The sequence below is a fragment of the Bradyrhizobium sp. Pha-3 genome (assembly GCF_042258325.1).
Classification (GTDB): Bacteria; Pseudomonadota; Alphaproteobacteria; order Rhizobiales; family Xanthobacteraceae; genus Bradyrhizobium; species Bradyrhizobium elkanii.
This window is the reverse complement of record NZ_CP170151.1, coordinates 6286071-6313000: the sequence shown is the minus strand read 5'-3', so window position 1 is coordinate 6313000 and position 26930 is coordinate 6286071. Positions and strand designations below refer to the sequence as shown.

Below are 26930 nucleotides of genomic sequence, written 5' to 3'. Positions count from 1 at the left end.
GTCAATGCGACAACGGTCTACGCGCTGAAGCTATTGCAACGGCGTGATCCCTTGGGCTCCTTGCTGACATGTGCTCATACCCTCGTCTCCCCCTCGTGCACCAACTCGAAGCACGAGGGAGCTGTGAGGTATAGTACCGTCAGAAGCTTATGCAGAAATCGGCGGGCTTGGCGTGCAAATAAGTGCTGGGCGTCGACGGTGCAGGCATGCGGCGCCGATGGCACAGCGATCGACGCTCTCCATAAACATGCCGTTCAGGCTCGCGAGCGACTGCGAACGCTGCGCAGGGCGGAGCAAGCTGAGCGGTAGTTCCTCGGCAAGAAGCCTGGCATCCACCACGGAAAACGCCGCTCGACGAGAGTCATATGATACTTGCGAACTGTCAGTTGGTATTCCGACACGTGCGTCGCTCATCTCGCATCTGGACTACAAAAGCGCTCTCGTTTGTCGGAATTGCGAAAGCCAGCCACCCAAGCTGCCCCGTGAGCGCGATGTTGATGAAGCAATTGCCACTAGCCAGGTGAACGTCGCCCTAGCGGGCCGGGCTGTCGGCTGCGCTGAAACTCCGGCTTCGCCGGATTTTCCCCCTTCGGGCGTCCATCCCTGACGCGATCGGCGCGGTCAGTTGGAGATCGTGGCCCGCGCATATGCGGGTGGAGGGACGGGCATAGAGTAAGAGTGCGGCGATGGGAGGCCGTGACGGGTTAGAAGTTGCGAGAGAGGCTCGCGGCGCCCGTCGCGGAGACCCGCAATGTCCAAACACCATTCCCGGACGCACACCAGGGAAGATCGGTTGAGCCTGTATGACGAAATTACCAATAAGATCATCGCCGAGCTGGAGGCTGGCCATGTACCCTGGGTTCAGCCATGGGAGAACGCTGCAGAAAAAGCACTCCCGGTCATGCCGAAAAACGTCACGACGAATCGTCCGTACAGTGGCGTGAACGTCCTGATACTCTGGAGTACGGCCCGCGAGCGTGGATTCTCAAGTCAGCGCTGGCTTACCTACCGTCAGGCGCTCACGATCGGAAGTCACATCCGCAAGGGTGAACGTGGCACGACCATCGTTCACGCTGATCATTTCGTGCCGCGTGACGAAAGGATTCGCGCGTACGAGACCGCGGAGGAGTCGCAAGCGGTCCCATTTTTGAAACGATTTACCGTCTTCAATGTCGACCAATGCGATGGTGCACTCCCCATAGAAATAGCGACCGCTGCGCCACCGCAGCGACCCGACATGATTGAACCGACGATTGAAGCCTTGATCAAGGCGACCGGTATCGATTTCCGTATCGGTGGCAACCGTGCGTTCTACGCACCGTCTGATGACTATGTTCAAGTGCCGCCGCCTGCGGCCTACTTCGAGCCGATCAATTGGCACCGCACCGCGCTCCACGAACTTGGCCACGCGAGCGGTCATCCCTCGCGCCTCAACCGCGATCTTGGTGGTTGCTATGGTACGAAGAGATACGCATTGGAGGAATTGATTGCGGAGCTGTGCGCTGCATTCTGCTGCACATCACTCGGCACCGTACCGACTGTGCGCCACGCCGACTATATCGGCTCATGGCTTGAAATCCTGCGGGAGGATAACCGCGCAATTCTGCGTGCGGCATCGCAGGCGAGCAAAGCCGCCGACTTCTTGCTCGGATTCGTTCCGAAGCAATCCCTAGCCGCACCGACTATAGCTGTCGGAGCCGAGCAGGAAGCATGATCGGCATTTGATGACGTACTCGAGAGGAAGAGGGCGGCGCGTGACGCCATGATGGGTTGGAGGCCGAGGGAGAGGTCCTTCGGTCGCCCGTCATGGAGACCTCAAATGACAATGGCTGTCCAAACGAGAGTGCTTTCACCCTCATTTAAGAATCCGGTTGCTCGGGCAGGTAAAGAGGAGGTGGCCTAATGCGGCGCGATGCGTCCGAAATGGCACGTCGCCTCGCGCGTGAGGCCGAGGCGGTGTGTCGACACTATCTCTCCAACGGCTGCCTGCGGGGTCGTTATTGGGTCGTCGGGGACTGTAGAAATGCACCCGGCCGCTCGCTGTTCGTCCGGTTGAGCCAATCGCCCAAGAGGCCCGCCGGCAAGTGGACGGATGCCGCTACCGGGGAGCATGGCGATCTTCTCGACATTATCAAGACTAGCTGCGGGTTGGTCGATTTCCGTGACGTCCTCGAGGAGGCGCGGCGATTCCTGAACATGCCTCGCCCCGATCCCCGACCGGCCGGTGCTGATCGTCTGCTGCGGCAAAGCGGATCTGTAGAGGCCGCACGTCGGCTCTTTACCATGTCACAGCCGATCGGTCGGACTGTGGCCCAAATCTATCTGCGGCAACGCGGCATTAAGCCCATCCGCGATGACGGCGCGCTGCGCTTTCATGCGCATTGCTACTATCGGCCCAACCTGGACTCTCCGCCCCTGTTCTGGCCGGCAATGATCGCTCGCGTGACCGATCTCAAGGGGCATTTCACCGGCGTACACCGGACCTGGCTTCATCCGTCGGGACAGGGCAAGGCGCCGGTCGAAACACCACGGCGTGCAATGGGCGATCTCCTCGGTAACGCGGTGCGTTTCGGGTCAGTTGACGACGTGCTCGTGGCAGGCGAGGGCATCGAAACCATGCTGTCGCTTCGTTGCGTGTTGCGGAGCATGCCGATGGTAGCGGCCCTTTCCGCCAACCACCTTGCCGCCCTACTGCTCCCGCTGTCGCTACGCAGGCTCTACATCGCGCGCGATGCGGACGCGGCTGGAATGTCGGCAGCGATAGCCTTGACGAGCCGCGCAGAGGCTGTCGGCATCGAGGTCTTCATTCTTTCGCCAAAGTTCGAGGACTTCAACGCTGACCTCTGCAAGTTGGACGCTGAATTATTTCGAGCGGCGTTACAAGAACAGCTCGCTCCTCGGGACATCGTCCAGTTGCGGCCATGAGTTAGCCGCGATCGATTCGAGATAGCGGCAACCTCTCGATCACGGATCGTCGTGATCTGCCGATGCGAGGTCACCTTTGCCGGACGGGGCCGCGCCACGGCCTTCTAGAGGGCGATCGGACGGCAGGCGGACCGGCCCTGCAATGGCTGCGCGCGGCTATTTTCCGCCGGCCCTGCGGCCCTTTGCATCGCGAAGCAAAATAGCCGGCCTTCGCCATCCTCCGCTCCGCTTCGGCCCGCCGGCTTGCGCCTTTGGGTTCTGCTCCGCTCCGCCTGCCGTCTTTTGATCGCCACGAAGACCGCGATAGGCGCGGCCGATCAGGCAAAAGGAGCCTCACCATGACAACCGACCGTGACGAAACCGAGTTCGAACCGCAGCATGCCTCATCACCAACGCATCATTTGCTCAACGAGCTTCAGCTCTATGGCCACCGTCCCTTCGAGGACGAACTCGATCCCAGACCGCTTCCCGAGGGTAAAAGAATTGCGGGCGCCATTGCCGACATGTTCGACGCCCTTGTCGCGACCTTGAGCGACACCCGGCTCGAACCCGACCTGGAGAACCTGCTTTGGTCGACCGTCAATCTGTTCCACCGTGCCACGGGCCGTATCGAGCGAGAGCTCGACGACAATGAGCAGGCGCAACGCAGGAGCCAGTGTGAACAGAATGGATCGGAGGTTGAATCGGTTGAACTCGAACGGCTTACGGCGGAGGGCGTTACACTCATGGAACGCCGCAATGCCATGGAGCTCTTCCGTGAACTGGCCGCTGATCAATTCGAGCTTCACACCGGCTCGCCCTGGCGTCCCCGCGCTGGGTCGCTGGTCAATCATCGCGCGCTCACGTCGGCGATGATCGATAGCCGCGACTTCCTGGCTGCCAAGTATCGGGCCGAAACCGAGGTAATGGTGCCGTTGGGGGCTAAGATCGCGTTTACCGGAGGCTTCGATTTCAACGATCACCTCCTGATCTGGGATCGGCTCGACAAGGTCCATGCCAAGCACCCTGACATGGTCTTGTTGCACGGTGGATCTCCGAAAGGTGCCGAACTGATCGCCGCCAAATGGGCCACCAGCCGCAAGGTGCCTCAGATCGCATTCAAGCCCGACTGGACCAAGCATGCCAAGGCGGCTCCGTTCAAACGCAATGACGCGATGCTTGCACTGCTGCCAATCGGCGTCATGCACTTTCCTGGCTCCGGAATACAAGACAACCTTGCCGACAAGGCCCGGAAGTTCGGCATTCCCGTCTGGAAATTTGGCGGCGCGTAAGCGCCGCTCCATGCGAGCCTCTTCATCAAGAGGCGACGCCTTTCAATAGTGAACGTCTCGCCGGGGGTACTCGGGCCAGGGCCCGCCGTCATCTACGATGCCGGCGTCGCTATCACTGCCTCTGTCCCGGGTACCCTCTTGACCGGTCTCGACGTCCGCGGGTTCACTTCGCTGCGCTCCGTCTGACACGCTATTTCATTTGAAGGCGGTGCGCTTTGCGCCCGCCTTGTCTTCTTGGCAACAGATGTTTTGGCGCTATAACAATCGGCACCAAGGCTTGGCTTCAGATAACCATCCTTGTTGAGCCCGAAGGGTCTATCGGGGCCCTCGGGCCGGACGAACCTTAGCCAACTGTTTCTGCCAAGGCGCGGTGGGGATAAGTTGGTCTGTCGATCGAAATTGCTCGCGATCGAGGCGTTGATCGGTCCGCGGGATAGACCGCGGGTAACTTGGCCAACGTTGAGCGCTTGGTCCCTGACTTCTCCCACCTTGCTCGCACGATCAACGCAGCACACGGGCATCTCGTCGCAAATGCTCAAGGCGATCATCAATTACGCCTATTCCTTCGTGTCTGTTTCCGTCTCTTCGCCCGAACGCTGCGACATCTTGTGCAACACAGCCGAGGTTGGCCAAGACTTCTCTGGAGGATGCCGTTCGATGACAGACCACCTGGCCTCTTGATGGCTTGATCTGGCCTAAGAGCGGCTGCGCCTCGATCGCCTGAACGCAACGCCGTGGGGCGACTTTCTTCCCCTGGGCTAACGCCCATTCCTCGCGGGACAAGAAAGTCTCCCCACTGGCGTCCTCCGCTGCGCTCCAGCCCGCATGCGGGTGCGTCGTCGCTCGTCTTTGGCCTGTAGATCGCCATCGAGGCCGCGATGGTCGCGCCTCGAAACATCAAGGAGAAGTGACATGGCTAACATCGGTTATTTCAAGAAAGTAGGCCGCGAATTGCAGGGCGAGATCGTCACCCTGAGCCTCCAGACCAGGGGCGTCAGGATCGTACCCGAGACCAACCGATCCAACGACAATGCCCCGAGCCATCGCATTTTCGTTGGCCGCGCAGAGATCGGCGCCGCCTGGTCGAAGCGCTCCGAGGAGGGCCGCGACTACCTCTCGCTCAAGCTCGACGATCCCTCGTTCAACGCGCCGATCTACGCGAACCTGTTCGACGACGAGGAAGGTGACGGCTTTACCCTCATCTGGTCGCGGCTGCGCAAGAACGGCGACTGAGGTTCGACCGCTAAAAAGAGCCCCGTCCGGTTGGCCGGCCGGGGCTCTTTGCATCAGCAGTCAAGATATTGCCGGCCAAGCCGCGATCAAGGCATTGAACTAGCGCACTAGATAGCGACGAAGCGCCTGAACAGGGAGATTTACGTCATCTGTCTGTCAGCGCTGCTCTTGAAGATGAAGGTGTTCCGCGCTAGTCAGCAATGGTCTGGGATCGACCACGCACCGTAGGCCGCGGCAGGTGTCTACAGTACTTTCCGAATTCCTGGCATCTTCGATCTCTGAGAGTCTGACTCAAAATTCATGACTTGACGTTGGCCGATCTGGCGATGCGGCGGACCAGTTGTCGAGTTGACGCAATAAGGAGCCATGCTTCAGCCGAGGTGACGGAGGCCTCCCAATCCTTGGCAAGACGTCGGCAGCGGTTAAGCCATGCCAACGTTCGTTCGACGACCCAGCGTCGGGCAACAACAACGAAGCCTTTTGCCTCATCCGGGCGTTTGACAATTTGAATAGTGGGCCCGTCGATTCTCCGGAGCGCGTTCTCAAGCTTTTCGCCGGCGTAGCCGCCGTCAGCAAACAAGTGCGCAATAGTCGGGTAGCTCGCACACGCCAAAGTGACGACGGTCGGCGCACCGTCCCGATCCTGAACATTGGCCGGGTGCACGATGGCGCTCAGCAAATTTCCTTGTGTGTCGGTGACGATATGACGCTTGCGACCTTTGATCTTCTTGCCCGCATCAAAGCCGCGCGGCCCACCGCTCTCGGTCGTCTTGACCGATTGACTGTCGATGATCGCCGCCGTTGGTTGCGGCTCCCGTCCAGCAAGCCTGCGCGCGATTTCAACCAAGGCGTCATTGATCAAGTCCAACACCCCGCTGTCGCGCAGGCCATAAAAATAGTACTGGACCGTCGTAAAGGGAGGAAAATCCTTCGGCAAAAGCGCCCATTGGCATCCCGTCGTCGCAATGTACTGGATCGCATCCCATACCGATCGCATGCAGGTCTTGCGCGGTCGACCCACCTTGCTCCGCCCTGGCATCAACAGCTCGATCAAGGCCCATTCCGCATCCGTACAATCGCTTGCATAGCGCAGCGCTCGTCTGTCATGCTGACAGCGGGTGATTTCGGTCCAGGTCATCTGCTTCTCCGATGGCTTCGAACACCTCGAAGAATCACAACCTGCTGAAATCACCCAACTTTAATTTCCGGTCAGCCTCTGAGACTTCCAGATCAGCGGCGGCGCAGAGTAAATGGTCTGGCACTGGCGGGCTCAAAGCGTGGAGGAATGTCCTCCTTATAGCGTCAGCGCCCGTTTGAGATCATCGTGCTCGAAAGCGCTGGCCATGCGGTTGATCTCGGCCGAGCGGGCGCCGACCGCCCTGGCCGTGTCGCGCCAGGTCGCGGTCACGGTTGCGATTTCTTTGATAATCGTGCGAGCCTGCGGCAACGTGAGTGCAAAAAAGCCGGACGCCGCTTCCAGCAGGTCGAGTGAACAGGTGCCCTCGTCGAGATCGATGTTCGTCGTCAGCACCCGGGCCTTGAGATCAGTTGGAACGGGATTGAGATCATATGCCGGGGAGAGAGACCAACCGGTCTTTCCAAGCCACAGAAAGCCGTGATTGCGGAGGTGATCGTCGACATTGGAGATCAGTACGTTGAAGACGACACGCCGATAGAGGGCATGGGCGTCTGTCCTTGCCTGAGCGCCGTGTTCGGCAAGGGCATCGACGATCTCCGGATAGCTGCCGCGCTCGCCGTCCTTGGCACCCATCATTGCCATCGCCGACAGGAATGGGATGCGGATCGCACCATTCCGGTCGAACCGTCGAGACAACATGACCGGCTTTCCGGCGATGTCGATCAGCTCATGCTGGGGAATGGCGATACCTGCCTTGCCGGCCAGCCGCAGAGCGATCTCTTCCCAAGTCTCCATGCTATAGTCGTCGGTCTCCTTTGGGAATTTGGCGATGGAGAGGTGACCATGCTGGTCGATGACCGACGCCTTCGGACGTGCGCCGCCGAGGGAGGAGCCGGGGGCAAAGATGAGCTGGAGGTCCTCATCCGTTTCCTCATCCCGGAGAATCCGTTCGGTGATTTGGAGCAACCGGCCAAGTTCGATCAGAGCAGGAACGCCGGCGCGAATTGGTCTCTGAAAAACCTTGTCGCCAGCCCAGCGGAAGCGGAGCGCGGCCAAGCCGTGTCTCGTCAGCTACGCCGAGCAGGTAGTCGCTTTCCGTGAGAGTGCGAATGGCTCGCCCTTCGTGTTCGGCGAGGCGACGCTCGGCGCGTTGCATGAGGCGACGACCCCAGGTATCCGGCGCCGAGTCTCCGATCGAACCGAAGGTTGCTAGCCCGGCACGGGGAGCGAAGGCACCGCGGGTCAGCGCCAGTGCTGGCTCCAGCGAGAAGCGGTCCGGATCCTCAAGCCATGTGCCGTCATATTCGAAGAGGATGGTCTCCGCGCCTCGGACGCGATTGCTCCTCGCCAGCCCGATCGGGCGTGTGCGGCCGTCCAGATCGATATGTACTTCGAAGTCAGCCATCGTGGGACGACCTGGCCGGCCGCTTGAGGTGGACGCGTTTGGGCAGATCAGCGCTAGCCAGAGTCCGCCCGACGCTGTCGTTGCTGATGTCGGCGACCTGGTTCAGGCCGTCGAGTAAACCGAGTGCCTGTAGGACGCTGGCATAAATGCCAATGCCCACATTGGTGTCCCCGGCTTCGACCCTTTGCAATGTCGAGCGAGACGTGAAGGCGCGCTCGGCCACGACCGCCATCGGAAGCCGTCTGCGTCGACGGGCATCATGGATGTCCGCCCCAAGCTTACGCATCACGCGTCGGACGGCGGCAGGGGGGGGATGTGGGGTAGGCATTTTGTCACCTTCGCACTACAAATTATAACAATATGTAGCACCAAGCTTACAAATTTTCCATGTGCCGGGCGTCTTACTTAGAATAGGAATAAGGTGCAATAATACCTCTAGGCGATGTTCGCCGCATTTGTCCGTCCGCGCGGTCCGGCTCTACGCGGCCATTTAACTCAGATATGGATTACGACCAGCGCCGCCCTCAACGAGGTTGGAGACGAGCATCGTCGACAGCACTGTCTCGGCGCGTCGTCGCCGTGATGGCGCTGGAGGCGCTGCGTAACGAAGGCGTCTAGAAGTGGCTGTCCAAGCAGACGTTCAGAGCGGTCTGGAAATGGGCGGGCGCCTACCGCTGGAAGAAATTCAATATCGGTGTCTTGCCGCGCCTGGTTTCGTCAAAGCCCTTGATTTTCGAAAACGCGCGCATTTTTGTTGGCAACACGTTTCCGCCCGAAGAAAATCGCGGCACGGCTCTGATCGTCGCACGCAGATCCATGGCTCCCCCAAGCTAATGGCCACCACGCGCGAATGATGGTTGATCCGCTGGTCGAGCTCGTCGTCAAACCGTGCACTTTTGACGGCAGCAGTATTTAGGACACCGGTACGCTGCGTGAAGTGAAGCGTATGTGGCTATGCTCAAGTCCGAGGACAATCACGATTTCAGGTCGCTGTTGAAATACGCGCGTAGGCATAGACCGACTGGTCATATCCTGACGAAGCCGGATTGGTTGCTGCGGCGCGCAGCTGCGTTCGACCTAGATTGACATGTTACGGATGTCGTACCTGTCAGATTTCAAGACGAGCCAAGGGCCTCGCAGCGCTTTAGGCGTGATTTAGGCGGCCTACGATGTGCTCGCCCAGCCTTCTTGAGCAAGTCGCCCGGCTCGACCCCAATTGTTGGAACAAAGAGGTGGGCAGGGCCGAGCTTCTATCCGCATGAACCGCAATCTCTGGGGCGTCGAGAAGTTCGAGGAGATCGCGATCCGCCATTCGTAATTCGCGGTGCAACGATTTGCGCACGAAGCGGCGCGCCAGCCTTGGCGTGCTTTGCCAATTCGTCGCCGACCTCATTTGTGGCAGGCATAAGGGCTGCGCGGGGGAGCGGATCGTTGCTTGGACCGACGAGGATTGCCAAGCATTCCTGCGTCGAGGAGGCTTTTCCAAGTCCGAAGCCGCAAAAATCATCGAAACCGTTCTGTGCGAGGAACGTCGTGAGCCGGAGAGTATCTTCGATTCGTGCGAGGAATTGCAGCGTTCGCACGTGGCAAGGCTCATCAGGACACGCGCCTTGAGCTGAAAGGCAAAGCGAACCGTTTGATGGAGCGAGCAAGCTGACGACATCAGCTGCGCGACCAGTGCCGCATCGGTCCAGTCCCGCCGCCGATCCAGCCGGATCGGCAGTGCGACACGTAACCGCGTCCGGCGCTCGCCGGGCCTGTGGCCCGGCTCGCGGATTGGGCCGCGCTATTTGGCGCGACCTCTCCTTGCCATCCGTTTTAGGAACTCATCAGGCTCGACTTCGAGCTTCTCGGCAAGGCGGCCAATGACCTTTATGCTGACGTAGTAGACGCCCTTCTCGAGCTGGCTCAGATAGCTCCGGCTTATCTCAGCCTCCAAGGCAAGTTCGTCTTGAGACCACCCTCTCGCATTGCGTAGACGACGCAAGTTAGTAGCGAATGTCTCCCGCAAATCCATGCGGGTAAGGATGCCGCTTGTTTAGTATATTGCACCTCGATATACTTAACAAAGTGCAGTCCATGAACCGTTCAACAGTAAACACCGCGACCGTAATATCATGCAGATGCCGCCGCTCGATCCTAATGTGGCTGACCTTGCTCCCAGCGGGCCAGTGCTGACCTCCTACGACGAGGAGCACGTTGTAACGTACATTCGCCTACTGCAGGCGGAGAGTGAGGGAGCGGACTGGTGGGAAGCCGCTCGAATCGTGTTGCACATTGATCCGGATCGTGAGCCCGATCGAGCGCGGAACGCTTACCAAACTCATCTCGCGCGCGCCAAATGGGTTACTGAGCAGGGGCGCTTGTTCCGCGGTGCTGATCCAAAATAGAAGAAAATAGCTGCTGGAGATCTGCGGCCAAAATTACTTTCTCTTGCTAATCAATGGTCATTCTCACGCACCACGTGGTGCCAAACTAGGGGCTTCCTACAACCGCCTCGTTCATAACTATTGCGCCGCAATCCTTGTGAGCTGCGTGCAATGGGGCGGAAGCAATGCCTGAATTCGACTGGCGATCGCCGGATTCGTTCAAGAGCCTGGAGAACGCTGAGATCACTCACATCGCCTGGGAAGGCCTTCGTATGAACGTGGACTACCAACGCGATTACGAAGCAATGATTGCGAGCAGCCCCGATGGCGAAGTGACCGAGGAGTTCAGGAGGAGGTGGGGAATCTGCTTTCGCCCATGACCCGCAAAGCTCCTCCAAAGAACAGGCGATCTTTTGGACACCTGAGGTTCTAGCGTCCGTTGTCCCGGTGACAACCGCCACGGCTGTTGCGCACAAGTCCGCATCTCAGCCACTGCTCGACTTTACTGTTGGACAGGTATGCCACGCCGCTGACGGTTGGCACGCGGTACTGCACGTCGGCTCGGTGGAGCATCGCATCTGGTCGAAGCAGCCGCTGACCGCAGGCGCTCACTATGCAGCCGAGTTGCCGTTTGACCGCGATTTCGAAGCGCGCGCGCACGCTGCCACGCGGCTGTGGCGTGCGATGAATGGACGCGCGCCAGGACCTGGGTTTCACCGCTTGTCCAAATCACGGCGCGAACGATTATGCGCGGCTCTTCGCGCGGTCGCTGCGCATTTCTCCGGCGCGACTTATCGCAGCATCGCAGAGGCTCTGTTCGGGCAAAAGCGCATACCGGGTCGTGCCTGGAAAACGCACGATTTGCGTAGCCGAACCATCCGTCTCGTAAAAAGTGGCCTAGCGTTCGTGCGCGGAGGCTATCGCAAACTTCTGCGGCTCGAGCGGAAGGACGAGTAACGCCACCCCCAGGGTGCCGAGAATCGGCCCCCCAATATTCGGCATCCCCCTCCGAGACCTTGCTTCTCCAAGATGACCGCACACACGCCGGCGCCGCCATCCGCAGTGCGCTGTTATCCTGGAGTCCTCAAATGCCCGATCCGATGGCCGGTCTACCGCCGCGATTCCTGCGTACACCGGAGGCTGCGCGTTATCTTGGCCTTTCCGGTCGCACGCTGGAGAAGCACCGCACGTACGGCACCGGACCGACGTATCGGAAGATTGGCGGACGTGTCGTCTACGCCGTCGATGACCTGAAAGCGTGGGCCGACCTCGGCGCCAAAACGTCGACGTCCGACCCCGGGAAGGGGACTGTACTACCGGCCAAGAAGCACCCGGCGCTGCGCCCTTATGCGGGCCAGGAACGTCGTTGATCGCCGCGAAAGGACAGTGATCATGCGGCGCAGATACCATTCCGAGCGCGATCAGCTTGAGCTCTTTCGGGCGTTGCCCGGCGATCTTGCGCCCCGCGACGCGCAGGATCTGATGGCCTATCCGTTCTTCTCGCTCGCGAAAACCAAGCGGATTGTGCCGATCAATTTCCGCGCCGGCGCAATCTCAATATGTGTCGAGCCCGTGCCGGAACACGGGATGGCAACAATCTGGGATGCAGATGTCCTGATCTGGGCCGCGTCCCAGATTGTCGAAGCACGTGATGCCGGCCTGAAGACGTCGCGCCTGATGGCTGCAACGCCCTACGAGATTCTGACGTTTGCGGGCCGCGGGACCAGCGCGCGCGACTATGATCGGCTGAAGGCCGGTCTCGACAGACTTCAGTCAACGACCGTGATGACGTCGATCCGCCAGCCGACAGAACGGCGACGGCATCGCTTCTCCTGGATCAACGAGTGGAAGGAGACGGCCGATCCAAACGGCCGTCCATTTGGGCTCGAGCTGATCCTGCCTGATTGGTTCTATGCGGGCGTAATCGATGACGCGCTCGTGCTCACGATTGACCGCGCCTATTTCGATCTGACAGGCGGACTCGAGCGCTGGCTCTATCGACTTGTCCGCGAGCACGGCGGTCGGCAGGACGGTGGCTGGAGTTTTGATCTTGTGCACCTCCATGCCAAGTCTGGCGTCCTCTCACCGCTCAAGCACTTCACGTACGACGTACGTCAGATTGTCCAGCGTCAGACATTGCCGGGCTATCACCTCGTGCTCACGCGCGATCCGACCGGCACCGAACGACTGAACTTCGCGTTTACGCCTGTTGATCCTTTAACGGCACGCCTGCACCGGCGCGGTCTCATTCCAAATTCGGAGGACAACCTGTGAATCAGCTCGTGCTATCGGGGACCGCAACCCTCGTGCTATCGAGGACCCGATCCTCGTGCTATCGGGGACCGGAATCAAGCTTAAGATCTTGTTTCTCCACGCGTTCCAGCCGCTCTGACGCTACTAACCAGAAATCCTTCGGATTTCTTCTAACGGACCAGACCGCAAGCCGCATCGGAGACGATTGGCAGCGGCGGGCCCTCGGCCCTACTTGCCCTTGCAAGCCTCACACGCCCCTCACCGAATCCCAAGCTCATGGCGTGCAGTTCCAGCTTCAGGGAGCGGAGGCATGAGCGACCTCACCGAAGTGGAAGTGTTGTGGCTCGCGAAGCGGATTGAAAACCGCATTCGGTTCGGTCGCGTCATCGAGGACAAGAAAATCGATCGTCACCGACGCGTACTGTCATTCGCGCCAGGCAGCATCTTTGCCTTCGTCCGTTGGACGTCCAACGACTTCGGCACGATCATCTCGCGGATCGACATCTTGCGCGCAGTCGCGCCGGGACAGCGCTGCTCGACGGTGCCGTATGTGAAGCCCGGCGGAGGGATTTTGCTGCGGCTCTCCGGGTGGTCGAAGGTCGAAAGGGTGCTGCAGATGGTCGACGCCATCGAAGCGATCGGCATCGATCCCGCCGACGTCGCTCCTGATCATTGGCATCACATTCATAATCGCCTGTCCGTCAACGAAAACCCGCGCCCCTACACGAGAGCCCGCCACCAGGCATGGCTTCACCGGCAGAGGGTCATGCGATGATATTGCGGCTGAAGACGTTGACCACGATGCTCGGCGGTGCCGCCGCTCTTATAGCGCCGATCGTTCTGGAGATCACACCGGCCTACATCTGGAATGCATCCGGAAGCGTACCGATCGGGCTCTACCGTGTGCAGCCGGCGGAAAAACTATTCGTTACGGAACTCCTCGCCGTACAGCCACCGGAGCCGCTCGCGACCTTCCTTGACCTGAATGGCTATCTGCCAGCCGGGTTGCCGATGCTCAAACGGGTGCTGGCGCTCCCGGGGCAAACTGTCTGCAGAAGCGGACTCACAGTTTCGGTTGACACCATTGACATGGGCGAGGCTCGGGATCGCGATGGCCGCGGCCGGCCGCTCCCAAAATGGCAGGGCTGCCGCGTCGTTGGCGAGGGCGAACTCTTCGTCATGAACTGGCAGTCCGCGGACTCGCTTGACGGCCGCTATTTCGGGCTCTTGCCGGCATCGGCTGTCGTTGGCCGTGCGTTGCCAGTGTGGACCTGGGAGGAATGATTGTGCGCGTGTTGAGTTTCCGACCGGCCATTCCTCTGTTCGGCCCAGTGCTGCACCATTCCTCCGTCCCGACCAACGACTGCGCAGCCGTCGCGCGCAGCGGCGGTCCAGGGGCTGGCGCGAAGCGGCTTTACCCTGGACGGGCGCGAGCACGGTGGCAGGCTTACGGTTGTTTGAGGGGAGCTTGCGCGCTGTGATGCCGTTGTTCGTTGCGCTGAGCGTGAGCAACGTTCCTGCTGTCGCCGACGCGCGATTCGCGAGGTATGAAGCGAGTTATCGAGCCGTCGATTCGCATGCCGATTTCGTCGAGCAGGCCGCGCTTCGCTTCGGCGTGCCGCTGCACTGGATACGCGCCGTCATAAACGTCGAAAGCGCAGGCGACGTGCGTGCGAGGTCACCGAAAGGCGTCATGGGGCTTATGCAGATCATGCCAGAGGCGTGGGCAGAGCTGCGTCTGCGATACGACCTCGGCAACGATCCGTACGATCCCCATGACAATATTCTTGCGGGTACTGCGTACCTTCGCGAACTGTTCGACCGCTACGGTTCACCGGGCTTCCTTGCAGCCTACAATGCCGGACCTGCTCGCTACGAGGAGCATCTCGCCGGCCGTTCATTGCCTGCTGAGACCCAAGCCTATTTGCAGAGGCTTGCACCTGTCGTCGGCAGCGACCTCGCAGCTTCCAGCACAATCGGGAGTCTGCGCCCATCAGCAGCGGCGCTCTTCGTTGTCTGGTCTGAAAGTTCAAAGACCGCTGCGCGGCTGGAGCCTAAGCGCTCGCCAAACCGGGCTCCGACGACGGCCTCCGTTCACGACATCTCGGCCATCGTGCCACAGACAACAGGGTTGTTCGTCGTGAGATATGATGCAGGAGGCCCGCGATGAGCGACTGCGCAAGCTGGCATGCATTGGCGTGCCGCGGAGAAGGATGGGCGAAAGGGCGAAGGCAGTGGGGGCCACGACGGCAGGATGGCAGGATGGCTCTTCAAATCGGGCTTCGAGATACCGGTGCACGGGGATAAGACGGTTGTGGCCGAATCCGGAGCCTGGTGCAACGACTTGGAAAGTCGTTGCAACAAGGGAGAGCTCCGATGAAATTGTACGTTGGACTGGACGTCGGCCTGGAAGAAACCAGCGTTTGCATCGTCGATGGCGATGGTCTCACGGTTCGCGAGGTCAAGGTCAGCACGGAGCCAGAGGCGATCCGCTCCGCTTTAGAGGGCTGCGCGGATCGCCTCGATAGAGTGGGGGTCGAGGCGTCATCGCTCGGCATCTGGCTGTATCGCGAATTGCAGCCGGCTGGACTTCCGATGATTGTCGTAGAAGCACGCCATATGCGCGTTTCTCTGTCGACAATGCGCAACAAGACCGACCGCAACGATGCGCGCGGCATCGCGCAGATGATGCGGCTGGGCTGGTACCGCGCAGTCCATGTCAAGAACATCGAGATGCAGAAAATGCGCTCGCTGCTGGCGAACAGGAAGCTGCTCAAGCGCAAGCTGATCGACCTTGAGAACCACATTCGTGGCACGCTGAGGGCTTACGGTCTAATGGTTGGAGCGGTCGGCCGCGGGGAATACGAAGCGCGGGTCCGCGAGCTGATCGAGCGCAGCGATCCGGTATTTTCCATGATGATTGAGTCCATGTTGGACGTGCGGCGAGCGATCTTCGAGGGCTACGAAAGATTGCATAAGGTGCTCCTGCAGGTGGTCCAACATGATGCAATTTGTCGTCGGCTAATGACCGTACCCGGCGTCGGTCCCGTTGCGGCTCTTTCGTTCAAGGTTGGTGTTGATGACCCTCTCCGTTTTGCGCGATCTCGAACAGTTGGTGCGCATTTTGGCCTGACACCAAGACGACACCAGTCTGGAACGTCCATCGACTTCGAAGGCCGAATTACCAAACAGGGCGACGTTGCAGTTCGCGAAGCGCTCTGCGAGGCGGCAGCTAGCTTGTTGCTGCGGGTCAGGAAATGGTCGGCCTTGCGGGCCTGGGGCCTGCGGATCGCCAAACGGTCGAGCATGCTGTGCGCGATCGTCGCGGTCGCACGCAAGCTTGCGAGCATCCTGCACAGGATGTGGATCAATCAGACCGACTTCCATGTTGGGTTCGGCGCCAAGGTTACGCAACGACTTCGTTTGAGACCTGCGCAGTAGTTGCAGCGGGGGCGCAAAAGATTGGCGCTGGTGTTGCAGCCAGCATGGAGAGAAGGAGTAACGACTAGAGATCCGCGCGCGCGGTGAGCGTCCCCTGGCGGGGCCGCGAAACGGGGAATGTCCGCTATCTCTTGCCTGCTGCCATCTACGTAATGAGAGCGCCCGACTGCTTGGACAGCCCTGTTTACGAACCTGATGAAGAGCATGCGACGGCCAAAGTGCCGAACGCGAAGGAACGCATGGACCCCGCCTGGTGAATGCTGATCGCAAGCGCGATGTGGTGGCGTGTGTGCGTTGTCGATGCAGGGAGTCTGTCATGGCTGAAGTGCGAAGAGTCGAAGAAAAGCGTAGGAATGAGTTGACTTGTATGCGTCCGGAACCTGCACATGAGCTCAGGTCTTGACAGGATGCCGAGCATTCCAAGCCCACGGCAGCAATTCGTCGAGACGGTTGATCGGATGTCCATCGACCATGCGCTGCAGCACGTCGCGCAGGTATGCGTAAGGCTCGACGTCGTTGAGCTTGCACGTTTCGATAAGCGAACAGAGGATCGCCCATCGTTCCCCACCGCCATCACTTCCGGCGAAGAGATGGTTCTTGCGGCCGAGCGCCACAGGTCGGATCGCTCGCTCGACAGGGTTCGTGTCGAGTTCGATGCGGCCGTCGTGCAGGAAGCGGGTCAATCCATCCCAGCGCGACAGCGCATACCGGATCGCTTCGGCGAGATTACCGCGGCCGGGCAGTTGAGGGAGCTGCACCTCGAGCCAAAGGCGAAGGCTGTCAACGATCGGCTTGGCGAGTGCGCGCCGCGTGGCCAGCCGATGTGCCGGCGTTTGACCACGCACCTGCGCTTCGACGGCATAAAGGCTGGCGATGCGACGCAAAGCCTCATGCGCGATGGGAGTGTCCTCGGCTTGCGCAACCTCGTAGAACTTGCGCCTGGTGTGCGCCCAACATGCGGCGAGAGTGATGTCTCCGGCGCCGCTCAGTCGCTCGAACCCGGCGTAACCGTCGACCTGCAGCACGCCCTTGAAGTGCGTCAGATGCGCTGCCGGGCGCTCCGCTTTCCGGTCGGGCGCGAACACATAAACCGCAGCCGGCGGCTCAGGCCCAGCCCAACTCCGTTGATCGCGGGCATACACCCACAGCCGTCCGGTTTTGGTGCGCCCGCGGCCCGGATCGAGCACCGGGATTGGAGTGTCGTCGGCAAACAGGTGATCCGACGCGAACACGTGTGCGCACAGCCGATCGTGCAGGGCCGCAAACCACCAGCACGCGCCGCCGACCCATCCGGCCAATGTCGAGCGCTCCAGTTCGACGCCATGGCGGGCAAAAATCTGCGCCTGCCGATAGAGCGGTGTGTGGTCGCAGTATTTGCTGACCAGCACTTGCGCGAGCATGGCTGGCGTGGCCAAACCGCCGGCGATCGGTCGTTCCGGCGCCGGGGCCTGGGTGATCGTTCCGCAACTGCGGCAGGCATATTTCGGGCGGCAGACGCGCACCACGCGCAACTGTGCCGGCACCCAGTCCAGCATCTCGCTGACGCTCTCGCCGATCGCATGCAGCGCGCCGCCGCACTTACAGCTTTCACTATCGACGTTGAGCACGATCTCTTCGCGCGGCAGATGATCCGGCAGCGGCTTGCGCTTCGGCTGCAGTTTCTGCGTCAGCGCAGACGCCTCCACCGAGGCCTGATCTGCCTCGACAGCCGACAGATCGATGTCCAGGTCTTCCAGTCCAAGGGCGAGTTGATCGGCGTCGAGACGTTCAGAACGACGCCCAAATTGTGCCCGTTGAAGCTGTTTGATGATCGCCTGGAGACGCTGGATCTCGCTGTTCCGATGCGCGATGACCGAGGCAATGTCGCGCACCAGGCGATGCAGAAGCGCGGTATCCGACGGCAGATTGTCGAGGTCGAGCTGCATGACCGATTCTACTCGGACACGCTGATTCGACGAAGCAACTTCGCTATATTCTATGCGGGTTTTTGCGATTCAGCCCGCGATGGCCGGACGCCATCGACGCTCAGGTGTACGCCAATCGATGCCTTCGATCAGCATGGCAAGCTGGGCCGGGGACAGCGTCACTGTGCCGCCGGGATCGCTCATTCTCGGCCAGATGAAGCCGCCCTGGTCGAGCCTCTTGCTGAACAGGCAAAGCCCGTTGCCGTCCCAGAACAGGATCTTCAGCGTGCTTGCCTTCTTGCCTCGAAAGGCAAACAGGTGGCCGGAGAACGGATCCTTCTTGAGGTGTTCCTGAACGAGCGCGGCGAGGCCATCCAGGCCTTTGCGCATGTCGGTATACCCCAAAGCCAGATGCACTTTCACGCCAGCTGGCACGATCATCATCGGGCTGTCTCCTGCTCAATGACGTGGCGACGGACTGCATCCGGATCGCTGCCGATCGGTGCGAAGACGCGACGCCCATCGGTTAGTTCGATGACCGTCGTGCCGTCGGGCGGCTGCAATAAATCGTGCAGAACGAAGGGGCCGGATTGCGCTCCGGGAATATTCACGGACGCCAACTTCGCCGTCGCTCGCTTGCTAGAGCCGAACTGGACCCGCCACCGGAACAACATGCTGGTGACGATGCCGTTGCGCCGGCAAACCTCAGCGGCGGTGGCGCCGGGGAGCTCAGACTCGGTCACGATCGCGAGCTTTTCTTCGTCGGTGAAGCGACGCCGGTTGGCGCGCCCGGTCGGCGGATCACTGATCGGGCTCGCCGTCAAGCGTTGCCCGGCGGCTGCCTCCTTAGCAGCGCTGCTAATACCGCTGCTTATTCGGGGGAGGGCGCTCGGATGAACATGCGTCCGCCAGTCGATCTCCACTTCGTTGGCGTCAATCAGATCGCGCCATCGTCGCAGGCTGTACCGAGAGATGCCGTGAGCCCAGGCGTAAGCTTGCAAACCCATACCACTCCAATTCATCGCCTCGACATGCATCGCCCAGTACGCCTGAACCGCCTTCGAGCGCATGTCGGTCGACAGCCGAATCCGCCGCTTGCGGCGACGTTGCCGTCGTTCCTCGCGCAGCAATTCTGCCTTTGCTTGCAGTGTCTTTGCGTCGGTCAGCACATTCAGCCAACGCCTGAACGTGTTCTCGCCGAGACGATGCTGGCGACAGTATCGGCGGATCCCGATGCCACTTCGACGCCACGCCTCGATGTGAAGCGACCACCACTCACGCCTGGCCTTGTTCTCGAAGTGTTTCGAACCCACCGGAGAATCTCCAATGCAGCAGAGAACCCGATATGGAACGACAGCGCACTCTCGGAAAGTCGTGCAGGACTCGGACGCTTACGACCACGACGGCAGGACGGCGAGATAAAAGGGGCTCGCCGGTCGAACCGCAAGCCATTGGTCTGGCTTGGGTTCTGGCGTGCCGGTCGGTCGGGGCGCGTGCCGCGCCTTGCATTTTGACGAATGTAATCAAAGGCGTTTTCGGCACTGTGAGGCCGTTTAATCGTTTGGAGGCCTTGCCGTGAGCGTGCGCGACAGCGACCTGCGTGTACGGCCCGGGCGTATCCGCAGTACCCGAGCGCCTAAGCCGAAGAGCTTCATCAACCAGGTGCTGCGGGCGGCGAAGAAAGCAGGACACACCTCAGGTCAGACAGGGGCGGGCAGGCGTTCGGCGACCTATGGGCGCTCGACGTTTGGCCGCGGCCGGTTGTCCTTTAGCCGCGCCAGATTGTTCAGCCCGACGCGGCGTGTCGTGGTGAAGGCGCGCGTGGTTCGCCATAAGGGGCGAGCCTTCCGCTCGGCGCCACTGACCGCCCATCTCTCATATCTGAAGCGCGATGGCGTGACCCGTAGCGGCGAGAGAGCAGAGATGTTCGGTGCCGGCGGCGACCGTGCCGATAGCGCGGCTTTCGCGGAACGGTGCCAGGACGACCGGCATCATTTCAGGTTCATCGTCTCGCCCGAGGACGCCGGCGACATGACGGACCTGAAGGCCTTCACCCGCGACATCGCCAAGCAGATGGAGACCGATCTCGGCACGCGGCTCGATTGGGTGGCTGTCGATCATTGGAATACGGACAACCCACACGTCCATTTTCTCGTTCGGGGCGTAGATAAGGACGGGGCGGACCTCGTGATCTCCCGCGACTACATCAGTCAGGGCCTGCGCTCACGCGCCGAGGAACTGGTCGCCATTGAACTGGGTCCTAAGCCGGAGCACGAGATCCGCAATTCGCTGGAGAGGGAAGTCACGGCGGAACGATGGACGCGGCTAGATCGGGAGATCCGGTTGGCAACCGATGAGATCGGCACTATCGATCTTCGCCCCGAGAACCCGGGCAGCTCCGATCCCGAGATACGGCGCCTGATGGTCGGCCGCCTTCAACACTTGGAGAAGATGGGCCTTGCCGCATCCGCTGCGCCGGGTGAATGGATGGTCGGGCTCGAGGCCGAGCGTAGTTTGCGCGACCTTGGCCTGCGCGGCGACATCATCAAGACCATGCACCGCGCCTTTACAGAGCGCGGGGAAGCGCGCGGCGTATCTGACTACATCATCGAAGGTGGCCGGCCGACATCCCAGATCATCGGACGGCTGGTTGATCGCGGACTACATGACGAACTGACTGGCGAGGCCTACGCGGTCATCGACGGCACAGATGGACGCGCGCACCACGTCCGCTTCCGCGAGATCGAGGCCTTCGAACATGCACCGCCGGTCGGCGGAATCGTCGAACTACGACGCTTCGGTCAAGCCGAGGATCCGCTTCCCACCCTGGTGCTCGCGCCCCGTTCCGATATCGATCTTGGCGAGCAGGTCACCGCGAAAGGTGCGACCTGGCTCGAGCACCGGCTGGTCGAACGCGATCCGATGCCGCTCGCCATGGGAGGATTCGGCCGCGAGATCCGCGACGCCATGGAAGCGCGTGCCGAGCATCTGGTTCAGGAAGGTCTAGCGAGGCGGCAGGGACCGCGCACCATCCTGCAACGCGACCTCCTGAACACGCTGCGCCGACGCGAGCTGGACGAGGTTGCAGCAAGGGTTTCGGCCGATACCGGCCTGCCTTACGTGAAGGCTGCCTCCGGCGAGCACGTAGTGGGCACGTATCGCCAGCGCCTGACGCTCGCCTCGGGACGTTTCGCCATGGTCGACAACGGGCTCGGCTTCCAGCTCGTGCCGTGGTCGCGCGAGCTTGAGAAGAAGTTAGGCCAACACATCACGGGCGTCATCAAGGACGGCGGCGGCATCGAATGGGGCATCGGCCGCAAGCGCGACTTGGGCCTCTAGCTATCTCGCCACTTCAGTTGGGAGGGACCTTCGGGATGTCCGGAACCAAAATCCTCTGGGGCCAAGTGATCGTTGTCGGTCTGATCGTTTTGATGGCCATCTGGGGAGCAACCGAGTGGACGGCCTGGCGGTTCGCGTACCAGCCGGAGCTTGGTTGCCCCTGGTTCGAGCTTTGGGGTTGGAAAGTCTATTACCCGCCAATCTTCTTCTGGTGGTGGTTCGTCTATGACGCTTATGCACCTCAGGTCTTCGTCGAGGGAGCCTTCATTGCGGCGTCGGGGACTGTCGTTTCGATCGTTGTGGCGATCGGCATGTCGGTCTGGCGGGCGCGCGAGGCCAAGAATGTTGAGACGTATGGCTCGGCGCGCTGGGCCGATGCGCCGGAGGTGAGAGCAGCCGGGCTTCTCGGTTCGGATGGCGTGGTGCTTGGCAAACTCGACCACGACTACCTTCGCCATGACGGACCGGAACACGTGTTGTGTTTTGCGCCGACCCGGTCCGGCAAAGGCGTCGGGCTTGTGGTTCCTTCGCTGCTGACTTGGCCCGGCTCAGCCATCGTTCACGACATCAAGGGCGAGAACTGGCGGTTGACCGCCGGCTTCCGCGCGCAGCACGGTCGCGTTCTCTTGTTCGACCCGACCAACCCTAAATCTTCAGCCTACAATCCTCTGCTTGAAGTCAGGCGCGGCGAGTGGGAGGTCCGCGACGTCCAGAATGTCGCCGACGTCCTGGTCGATCCCGAAGGCTCGCTCGACAAGAGGAACCATTGGGAGAAGACCAGTCATTCGCTTCTGGTTGGTGCCATCCTCCATGTCCTTTATGCGGAGGGGGACAAGACCCTGGCCGGCGTCGCCTCCTTTCTGTCCGACCCGAAGCGGCCGATCGAGGTGACGCTGAGGGCGATGATGACCACCCCGCATCTTGGCGAGCAAGGCGCGCATCCTGTCGTCGCATCGACCGCGCGCGAACTTCTCAACAAGTCGGACAATGAACGTTCCGGCGTCCTGTCCACGGCGATGTCGTTCCTCGGACTTTACCGCGATCCCGTGGTGGCCCAGGTAACCCGCCGTTGCAACTGGCGGATCGCCGACTTGATCGCCGATATCAGTCCAACGACGCTTTACCTCGTGGTGCCGCCTTCCGATATCTCGCGAACAAAGCCGCTGATCCGCCTCGTGCTGAATCAGATCGGGCGGCGCCTGACCGAGGACTTGCACGCGGGTGACCGCCGGCATCGTGTCCTGATGATGCTTGATGAGTTCCCGGCGCTCGGGCGGCTCGATTTCTTCGAGTCCGCGCTCGCCTTCATGGCGGGTTACGGCATCAAGAGTTTCCTGATCGCGCAATCGCTCAATCAGATCGAGAAGGCCTATGGATCGAACAACGCGATCCTCGACAACTGCCACGTTCGCGTCAGCTTTGCGACCAACGACGAGCGGACGGCCAAGCGCGTGTCCGACGCGCTCGGTACGGCGACCGAGATGCGGGCCATGAAGAACTATGCCGGTCACAGGTTGAATCCTTGGCTGGGGCACCTGATGGTCTCGCGCCAGGAGACGGCAAGGCCGCTGCTGACCCCAGGCGAAGTCATGCAGCTTCCGCCGATGGACGAGATCGTGATGGTGGCGGGCACGCCGCCGATCCGGGCGAAGAAGGTCCGCTACTACGAGGATCGTCGGTTCACCGAGCGAATTCTGCCGCCGCCCGATCCGGCGAGCGCCGGCGGATCATCGCGGATGGATGGATGGTCAGCGCACGGAACGCTGAAGCCGACGGGAGATCCAACTGATAAAGCCACGGAGGCCGAGGAAGACACGGCGAACAGCGGACTCCGTCGTGAGCCCGAACTCCCCGATCACGTCGCAATCGCCAAGGAGACGACTGAGCCGACGCCAGCAGAGGAATTTGCCGCCGTTCTTGACGATGACGAGGAGGCGGTCCGTCAGTCTCGGCTCATACGCCGGCAGATGCGTGGTGTCGCCCGTCAAGTCGCCATGGATCCGAATGACGGTATGGAGCTGTGAGGCAATATGCGCGACCGGATGAACGTCTATTTCCCGCCAGAGCTTCTGAAGCAGATCTCAGAGCTTGCCGATCGCAAGAAGCTTTCCCGGTCTGCGATCGTGGAAGCGGCTGTCGCTTCGTTTCTCTCACCGGACGGAACGGACAGGCGGGAGGCGGCGTTTACCCGCCGCCTGGATCGGCTGTCGCGTCAGATGCAGAGGCTGGAGCGCGACGTCGGTCTGACGGCGGAGACCTTGGCCCTCTTCATTCGCTTCTGGCTGACGATTACGCCGCCGCTACCCAACGATGCGCAGGCGGCAGCCCAGGCAAAGGGCAGGGAACGCTTTGATGGGTTCGTCGAAGCGCTCGGGCGTCGCTTGCAAAAGGGGCAAAGCTTCCTCCGCGAGATTCCAGAAGATATCCGCCATCAGGAACCGGCAGGCGAAACCTGACGGATTGTCTTGGATACGCTATCGCGCCGTCCCTTCTTTTTCTACGCCAGCCTACGACCGCAGCAATTTAGCCGAACTGACAAAAAGCTGGACACGCTATCGGCTCGCACGAGTTGAGAGCAAAAGGGGCCAGCATGCAAATTTCACCAGCATGGCGTCGAATCGCGTGCGTTTTTCTCCCCTTCGCTGCTGGATACTATCTTTCGTACCTGTTTCGAACGATCAACGCTTTGATCGCCAGTCATCTCAGCTCGGATACCGGGCTTGGGAATGCCGACCTCGGGTTGCTTACTTCAGTGTATTTCCTGGTGTTCGCGGCGGCTCAGATCCCCGTCGGCATATTGTTGGACCGCTTTGGTCCGCGTCGCGTTCAGAGTACTCTGCTTTTGGTCGCCGCCGCGGGCGCCGCACTGTTCGCGGTATCGACCGGATTCCTGTTACTTTTGATAGCGCGCGCAATGATCGGGCTTGGCGTGGCGGCGGCGCTGACGGCAGGACTGAAGTCCATCGTCCTTTGGTTCCCCAGGGAGCGGGTTGCTTTGCTGAACGGCTACATGGTCATGCTGGGCTCGCTAGGAGCGGTGACCGCTACTGCTCCCGTCGAACACCTGCTCGCTTGGATGGGCTGGCGGCAGCTCTTTGAGATCCTGGCGGCCGCTACCGCTGCTACAGCCATTCTCATCTATGTAGTGGTGCCCGAACGAGGCACTATCCCATCAACAGCGCGAGCCACCCTTAGCTCCGTTTTTCGCGATTGGCGCTTCTGGCGAATTGCTCCGTTGTCAGCGACTTGCGTTGGATCGTCCTGGTCCCTGCAGGGGTTGTGGGCATCCCCGTGGCTGACAGACGTAGAGGGGCTTGATCGCCCAAGCCTCGTCAGGCTGCTCTTCATTATGGCGATTGTACTTAGCGGGGGTGCCTGGTTGTTCGGTATGGCCGTCCATCAGATCAAACGAAGAGGAATCGGGGCGGAGGCAATATTGGCCATGGTTGCAATGCTGTTCATCGCAGCCGAGTTAGCCTTAGTCCTGCGAGCGCCTCTGCCCTCCATCTTGCCCTGGTCCATTGTCGCAATTGTAGGAACGGCAACCGTGGTCAGCTTCGCGGTGATAGCGGATTACTTTCCGCCGGAGCTTGCCGGTCGTGCCAATGGCGCCCTGAACGTCTTGCACTTTGGTTGGGCATTTCTGGCACAATACGCGACAGGACTGATCCTGGAGCAATTGTCTGCGAATGATGGCCATAGGACCGTCCAAGCCTATCAGGTCGCGTTCGGCGTCAACGTAGCGCTGCAGATCGGGGCGCTGGTCTGGTTCGCGCTGCCTTGGGGCCGATACTTAGCTTCATGGATGAGGTCAATTCCGTTCTTCGTGCCGGCTAATGTTTTCAATGTTGTCGAGTCAGTAAGCTCGTATGAGAATTCGGTGGTCCTCATACCCGCGGATGATGATGCTGAGTGGTGAGCACTAACTCGCATTACGATTGAGTAGGCCTCATAGATCAGTTCTTAGTCTTTCTTTTTCTACGCTAATCTACGATCACTGAAAGCTATTGTTGCACCAAGTCCGTTGGTGCCTTTCTTAATCATCCCCATCTGAGGGCCGTCTGTGGACGCTCTCACTCGGTGGGGGCGAACGGTGGCAATCCATTCCATTCAATCGGAGGCGAGTTTGCGCGGTGCGCGAATGCTGCGTAGCGCGCTCGGCTCCGCGATTGCCGGCTACCTCGAAGACGAAGCGATCATCGAGGTGATGCTCAATCCGGATGGGCGGCTGTGGATCGACCGGTTGTCGAACGGCCTGATCGACACAGGCGAAACTCTGTCGGCCGCGGATGGCGAACGCATCGTTTGCCTGGTTGCGCATCATGTGGGCGCCGAGGTACACGCCGGCGCGCCACGGGTTTCGGCCGAACTACCCGGGACAGGCGAACGCTTCGAAGGTCTCTTGCCTCCGGTCGTTGCAGCACCGGCCTTTGCTATCCGCAAGCCCGCCGTCGCCGTGTTTACGCTCGACGACTACGTCGCAAGGCGCATCATGACCTCGGAGCAGGCCAGGACCCTGCAGAACGCGGTGGCCGCACGGAAGAACATCCTTGTCGCTGGCGGGACATCGACGGGCAAGACCACGTTGACGAATGCGCTTCTGGCCGAGGTGGCGAAGACCTCCGATCGGGTCGTGCTGATTGAAGACACCCGCGAGCTGCAGTGCAGGGCGCCCAATCTCGTTGCGCTGCGGACCAAGGATGGTGTGGCGACGCTGTCGGATCTTGTCCGCTCGTCCCTCCGACTGCGTCCTGACCGCATCCCGATCGGCGAAGTCCGAGGTGCTGAAGCACTCGACCTCCTCAAGGCCTGGGGCACCGGCCATCCCGGCGGCATCGGCACCATTCATGCGGGCACCGCGCTCGGTGCGCTGCGGCGGCTCGAGCAACTCATCCAGGAAGCCGTCATCACGGTTCCGCGTGCTCTGATCGCCGAAACCATCGACCTCGTCGCCGTGCTTGCAGGCCGCGGCGCCGATCGTCGTCTCGCTGAACTCGCCCTCATCTCGGGGCTCAGCGCCAGCGGCGACTACAATCTTTCATCAGCAGGAGACTGACATGCGTCAGCAATTTCACTTTCTTCGAGGTGCGTCGACGGCCGCCTTCGTCGCGGTGCTTGTGGCATCCCCTCCGGCGTGGGCTGCCGGCTCGAACATGCCATGGGAGCAGCCACTCAATCAGATCTTGCAGTCGGTTGAAGGTCCGGTCGCCAAGATCGTCGCCGTCATCATCATCGTCGTGACCGGGCTCACGCTCGCATTCGGGGACTCGTCCGGTGGTTTCCGCAGGCTGATCCAGATTGTGTTCGGTCTGTCGATCGCGTTTGCCGCCTCGAGCTTCTTCCTGTCGTTCTTCTCCTTCGGCGGCGGCGTGGTGATCTGATGGATGGTCAGGTGGCAGGCTTTGTCGTGCCCGTTCATCGCGCACTCACTGAGCCCATCCTGATGGGCGGTGCGCCGCGCTCGGTCGCGATCGTCAACGGCACGCTTGCGGCAGCCTTAGGGCTCGGACTTCGGCTCTGGATCGCGGGTCTTGTTCTCTGGTTCATCGGCCACATGGCCGCCGTCTGGGCCGCCAAGCGCGATCCCGCATTCGTCGATGTGGTGCGCCGACATCTGCGCATTCCCGGCCATCTCAACACCTGAGCCCCCGA

At 60.8% G+C, this 26930-nt stretch carries 27 protein-coding genes and 2 pseudogenes; 21 read left to right on the top strand and 8 right to left on the bottom strand.

What is annotated here, in order from left to right; all coding sequences use genetic code 11:
* Positions 1-751: 751 nt before the first annotated feature.
* The 4 genes from ACE10X_RS30010 to ACE10X_RS29995 all read left to right on the top strand — a co-directional run bounded on the left by ACE10X_RS30010 (position 752) and on the right by ACE10X_RS29995 (position 5429).
* Positions 752-1714 carry an ArdC family protein gene (locus ACE10X_RS30010; protein WP_375763283.1) on the top strand — a complete coding sequence of 321 codons (963 nt, stop codon included), beginning with the start codon at positions 752-754 and terminating at the stop codon, positions 1712-1714.
* Between the two features lie 188 nt (positions 1715-1902).
* Positions 1903-2925, top strand: a complete 1023-nt coding sequence (locus ACE10X_RS30005; protein WP_375763282.1) for a toprim domain-containing protein — start codon at positions 1903-1905, stop codon at positions 2923-2925.
* 338 nt (positions 2926-3263) lie between these two features.
* Positions 3264-4196 (top strand): DUF2493 domain-containing protein, encoded by a 933-nt coding sequence (locus ACE10X_RS30000; protein WP_038386986.1) that lies wholly within the window; start codon positions 3264-3266, stop codon positions 4194-4196.
* A 912-nt stretch (positions 4197-5108) separates the two neighbouring features.
* Positions 5109-5429, top strand: coding sequence for a DUF736 domain-containing protein (locus tag ACE10X_RS29995; protein ID WP_018272761.1), 321 nt, complete (start codon positions 5109-5111; stop codon positions 5427-5429).
* A gap of 298 nt (positions 5430-5727) precedes the next feature.
* Here ACE10X_RS29995 and ACE10X_RS29990 read toward each other — a convergent pair whose 3' ends face one another.
* From ACE10X_RS29990 to ACE10X_RS29975, 4 genes and pseudogenes are all read right to left on the bottom strand, one after another.
* The gene (locus tag ACE10X_RS29990; RefSeq protein WP_168859419.1) at positions 5728-6567 is read right to left on the bottom strand and encodes an IS5 family transposase; all 840 of its coding nucleotides are present in this window, start codon (positions 6565-6567) and stop codon (positions 5728-5730) included.
* Positions 6568-6723: 156 nt separating this feature from the next.
* Positions 6724-7972 (bottom strand): annotated as a pseudogene (locus tag ACE10X_RS29985) (type II toxin-antitoxin system HipA family toxin).
* Positions 7965-8300 carry a helix-turn-helix domain-containing protein gene (locus ACE10X_RS29980; RefSeq protein ID WP_038386984.1) on the bottom strand — a complete coding sequence of 112 codons (336 nt, stop codon included), beginning with the start codon at positions 8298-8300 and terminating at the stop codon, positions 7965-7967. Before ACE10X_RS29980 ends, ACE10X_RS29985 begins: the two are co-directional and overlap by 8 nt.
* A gap of 340 nt (positions 8301-8640) precedes the next feature.
* Positions 8641-8790: a hypothetical protein gene (locus ACE10X_RS29975; RefSeq protein WP_157788083.1), complete on the bottom strand. Its 150-nt coding sequence runs from the start codon at positions 8788-8790 to the stop codon at positions 8641-8643.
* Positions 8791-9189: 399 nt separating this feature from the next.
* Here ACE10X_RS29975 and ACE10X_RS29970 point away from each other — a divergent pair.
* Positions 9190-9629: pseudogene (locus ACE10X_RS29970) on the top strand (DUF932 domain-containing protein); the annotation flags it as partial.
* Positions 9630-9758: 129 nt separating this feature from the next.
* Here ACE10X_RS29970 and ACE10X_RS29965 read toward each other — a convergent pair.
* Positions 9759-9989 (bottom strand): helix-turn-helix domain-containing protein, encoded by a 231-nt coding sequence (locus ACE10X_RS29965; RefSeq protein ID WP_038386983.1) that lies wholly within the window; start codon positions 9987-9989, stop codon positions 9759-9761.
* A 100-nt stretch (positions 9990-10089) separates the two neighbouring features.
* On the opposite strand from ACE10X_RS29965, the gene ACE10X_RS29960 reads away from it, so the two are divergent.
* From ACE10X_RS29960 to ACE10X_RS29920, 9 genes are all read left to right on the top strand, one after another.
* The gene (locus ACE10X_RS29960; protein ID WP_038386982.1) at positions 10090-10362 is read left to right on the top strand and encodes a hypothetical protein; all 273 of its coding nucleotides are present in this window, start codon (positions 10090-10092) and stop codon (positions 10360-10362) included.
* Positions 10363-10526: 164 nt separating this feature from the next.
* Positions 10527-10721, top strand: a complete 195-nt coding sequence (locus ACE10X_RS29955) for a transcriptional regulator domain-containing protein (protein ID WP_018272757.1) — start codon at positions 10527-10529, stop codon at positions 10719-10721.
* 67 nt (positions 10722-10788) lie between these two features.
* The gene (locus tag ACE10X_RS29950) at positions 10789-11298 is read left to right on the top strand and encodes a DUF2285 domain-containing protein (protein WP_253591531.1); all 510 of its coding nucleotides are present in this window, start codon (positions 10789-10791) and stop codon (positions 11296-11298) included.
* 131 nt (positions 11299-11429) lie between these two features.
* Positions 11430-11711: an AlpA family transcriptional regulator gene (locus ACE10X_RS29945; RefSeq protein ID WP_036006809.1), complete on the top strand. Its 282-nt coding sequence runs from the start codon at positions 11430-11432 to the stop codon at positions 11709-11711.
* 22 nt (positions 11712-11733) lie between these two features.
* Positions 11734-12615 (top strand): replication initiator protein A, encoded by an 882-nt coding sequence (locus ACE10X_RS29940; RefSeq protein WP_375763281.1) that lies wholly within the window; start codon positions 11734-11736, stop codon positions 12613-12615.
* A gap of 289 nt (positions 12616-12904) precedes the next feature.
* Positions 12905-13369: a DUF2840 domain-containing protein gene (locus tag ACE10X_RS29935; RefSeq protein ID WP_016843198.1), complete on the top strand. Its 465-nt coding sequence runs from the start codon at positions 12905-12907 to the stop codon at positions 13367-13369.
* Entirely contained in the window at positions 13366-13878 is a 513-nt protein-coding gene (locus ACE10X_RS29930; protein ID WP_038386980.1) for a S26 family signal peptidase, read from the top strand. The genes ACE10X_RS29935 and ACE10X_RS29930 overlap by 4 nt, the downstream gene beginning before the upstream one ends.
* Positions 13879-14074: 196 nt before the next feature.
* Positions 14075-14764 carry a lytic transglycosylase domain-containing protein gene (locus ACE10X_RS29925; RefSeq protein ID WP_375763280.1) on the top strand — a complete coding sequence of 230 codons (690 nt, stop codon included), beginning with the start codon at positions 14075-14077 and terminating at the stop codon, positions 14762-14764.
* 206 nt (positions 14765-14970) lie between these two features.
* Entirely contained in the window at positions 14971-16035 is a 1065-nt protein-coding gene (locus tag ACE10X_RS29920; RefSeq protein ID WP_375763279.1) for an IS110 family transposase, read from the top strand.
* A 392-nt stretch (positions 16036-16427) separates the two neighbouring features.
* On the opposite strand, the gene ACE10X_RS29915 is transcribed toward ACE10X_RS29920, so the two are convergent.
* From ACE10X_RS29915 to ACE10X_RS29905, 3 genes are all read right to left on the bottom strand, one after another.
* Entirely contained in the window at positions 16428-17960 is a 1533-nt protein-coding gene (locus ACE10X_RS29915) for an IS66 family transposase (RefSeq protein ID WP_375763278.1), read from the bottom strand.
* Positions 17961-18029: 69 nt separating this feature from the next.
* A complete protein-coding gene (tnpB, locus tag ACE10X_RS29910) occupies positions 18030-18383 on the bottom strand; it encodes an IS66 family insertion sequence element accessory protein TnpB (RefSeq protein ID WP_074124987.1) in 354 nt (117 codons plus the stop codon).
* On the bottom strand, positions 18380-19252 hold the full coding sequence (locus ACE10X_RS29905) for a transposase (protein WP_375763277.1): 873 nt from the start codon (positions 19250-19252) through the stop codon (positions 18380-18382). The genes tnpB and ACE10X_RS29905 overlap by 4 nt, the downstream gene beginning before the upstream one ends.
* Before the next feature lie 262 nt (positions 19253-19514).
* Between ACE10X_RS29905 and ACE10X_RS29900 the strand changes: the two genes are divergently transcribed.
* The 7 genes from ACE10X_RS29900 (at position 19515) to ACE10X_RS29870 (ending at position 26922) form a co-directional block, all read left to right on the top strand.
* On the top strand, positions 19515-21278 hold the full coding sequence (locus ACE10X_RS29900) for a relaxase/mobilization nuclease domain-containing protein (RefSeq protein WP_375763276.1): 1764 nt from the start codon (positions 19515-19517) through the stop codon (positions 21276-21278).
* A gap of 35 nt (positions 21279-21313) precedes the next feature.
* The gene (locus ACE10X_RS29895) at positions 21314-23302 is read left to right on the top strand and encodes a conjugal transfer protein TraG (protein WP_038386975.1); all 1989 of its coding nucleotides are present in this window, start codon (positions 21314-21316) and stop codon (positions 23300-23302) included.
* A gap of 6 nt (positions 23303-23308) precedes the next feature.
* Positions 23309-23734: a CopG family transcriptional regulator gene (locus tag ACE10X_RS29890; protein ID WP_038386974.1), complete on the top strand. Its 426-nt coding sequence runs from the start codon at positions 23309-23311 to the stop codon at positions 23732-23734.
* A 134-nt stretch (positions 23735-23868) separates the two neighbouring features.
* Entirely contained in the window at positions 23869-25197 is a 1329-nt protein-coding gene (locus ACE10X_RS29885) for a nitrate/nitrite transporter (RefSeq protein ID WP_375763275.1), read from the top strand.
* A gap of 222 nt (positions 25198-25419) precedes the next feature.
* Positions 25420-26334, top strand: a complete 915-nt coding sequence (gene trbB, locus ACE10X_RS29880) for a P-type conjugative transfer ATPase TrbB (RefSeq protein WP_375764624.1) — start codon at positions 25420-25422, stop codon at positions 26332-26334.
* A 1-nt stretch (position 26335) separates the two neighbouring features.
* A complete protein-coding gene (locus ACE10X_RS29875) occupies positions 26336-26659 on the top strand; it encodes a TrbC/VirB2 family protein (protein WP_018272745.1) in 324 nt (107 codons plus the stop codon).
* The gene (locus tag ACE10X_RS29870) at positions 26659-26922 is read left to right on the top strand and encodes a VirB3 family type IV secretion system protein (protein ID WP_018272744.1); all 264 of its coding nucleotides are present in this window, start codon (positions 26659-26661) and stop codon (positions 26920-26922) included. Before ACE10X_RS29875 ends, ACE10X_RS29870 begins: the two co-directional genes overlap by 1 nt.
* The last annotated feature ends 8 nt before the right edge of the window (positions 26923-26930 follow it).

What these genes read in the sequence shown, in the direction of transcription:
- ACE10X_RS30010 (WP_375763283.1), top strand. Translation starts at nt 752, where the DNA reads ATGTCCAAACACCATTCCCGGACGCACACCAGGGAAGATCGGTTGAGC.
- ACE10X_RS30005 (WP_375763282.1), top strand. Translation starts at nt 1,903, where the DNA reads ATGCGGCGCGATGCGTCCGAAATGGCACGTCGCCTCGCGCGTGAGGCC.
- ACE10X_RS30000 (WP_038386986.1), top strand. Translation starts at nt 3,264, where the DNA reads ATGACAACCGACCGTGACGAAACCGAGTTCGAACCGCAGCATGCCTCA.
- ACE10X_RS29995 (WP_018272761.1), top strand. Translation starts at nt 5,109, where the DNA reads ATGGCTAACATCGGTTATTTCAAGAAAGTAGGCCGCGAATTGCAGGGC.
- ACE10X_RS29990 (WP_168859419.1), bottom strand. Translation starts at nt 6,567, where the DNA reads ATGACCTGGACCGAAATCACCCGCTGTCAGCATGACAGACGAGCGCTG.
- ACE10X_RS29980 (WP_038386984.1), bottom strand. Translation starts at nt 8,300, where the DNA reads ATGCCTACCCCACATCCCCCCCCTGCCGCCGTCCGACGCGTGATGCGT.
- ACE10X_RS29975 (WP_157788083.1), bottom strand. Translation starts at nt 8,790, where the DNA reads ATGGATCTGCGTGCGACGATCAGAGCCGTGCCGCGATTTTCTTCGGGC.
- ACE10X_RS29965 (WP_038386983.1), bottom strand. Translation starts at nt 9,989, where the DNA reads ATGGATTTGCGGGAGACATTCGCTACTAACTTGCGTCGTCTACGCAAT.
- ACE10X_RS29960 (WP_038386982.1), top strand. Translation starts at nt 10,090, where the DNA reads ATGCAGATGCCGCCGCTCGATCCTAATGTGGCTGACCTTGCTCCCAGC.
- ACE10X_RS29955 (WP_018272757.1), top strand. Translation starts at nt 10,527, where the DNA reads ATGCCTGAATTCGACTGGCGATCGCCGGATTCGTTCAAGAGCCTGGAG.
- ACE10X_RS29945 (WP_036006809.1), top strand. Translation starts at nt 11,430, where the DNA reads ATGCCCGATCCGATGGCCGGTCTACCGCCGCGATTCCTGCGTACACCG.
- ACE10X_RS29940 (WP_375763281.1), top strand. Translation starts at nt 11,734, where the DNA reads ATGCGGCGCAGATACCATTCCGAGCGCGATCAGCTTGAGCTCTTTCGG.
- ACE10X_RS29935 (WP_016843198.1), top strand. Translation starts at nt 12,905, where the DNA reads ATGAGCGACCTCACCGAAGTGGAAGTGTTGTGGCTCGCGAAGCGGATT.
- ACE10X_RS29930 (WP_038386980.1), top strand. Translation starts at nt 13,366, where the DNA reads ATGATATTGCGGCTGAAGACGTTGACCACGATGCTCGGCGGTGCCGCC.
- ACE10X_RS29925 (WP_375763280.1), top strand. Translation starts at nt 14,075, where the DNA reads ATGCCGTTGTTCGTTGCGCTGAGCGTGAGCAACGTTCCTGCTGTCGCC.
- ACE10X_RS29920 (WP_375763279.1), top strand. Translation starts at nt 14,971, where the DNA reads ATGAAATTGTACGTTGGACTGGACGTCGGCCTGGAAGAAACCAGCGTT.
- ACE10X_RS29915 (WP_375763278.1), bottom strand. Translation starts at nt 17,960, where the DNA reads ATGCAGCTCGACCTCGACAATCTGCCGTCGGATACCGCGCTTCTGCAT.
- tnpB (WP_074124987.1), bottom strand. Translation starts at nt 18,383, where the DNA reads ATGATGATCGTGCCAGCTGGCGTGAAAGTGCATCTGGCTTTGGGGTAT.
- ACE10X_RS29895 (WP_038386975.1), top strand. Translation starts at nt 21,314, where the DNA reads ATGTCCGGAACCAAAATCCTCTGGGGCCAAGTGATCGTTGTCGGTCTG.
- ACE10X_RS29890 (WP_038386974.1), top strand. Translation starts at nt 23,309, where the DNA reads ATGCGCGACCGGATGAACGTCTATTTCCCGCCAGAGCTTCTGAAGCAG.
- ACE10X_RS29885 (WP_375763275.1), top strand. Translation starts at nt 23,869, where the DNA reads ATGCAAATTTCACCAGCATGGCGTCGAATCGCGTGCGTTTTTCTCCCC.
- trbB (WP_375764624.1), top strand. Translation starts at nt 25,420, where the DNA reads ATGCTGCGTAGCGCGCTCGGCTCCGCGATTGCCGGCTACCTCGAAGAC.
- ACE10X_RS29875 (WP_018272745.1), top strand. Translation starts at nt 26,336, where the DNA reads ATGCGTCAGCAATTTCACTTTCTTCGAGGTGCGTCGACGGCCGCCTTC.
- ACE10X_RS29870 (WP_018272744.1), top strand. Translation starts at nt 26,659, where the DNA reads ATGGATGGTCAGGTGGCAGGCTTTGTCGTGCCCGTTCATCGCGCACTC.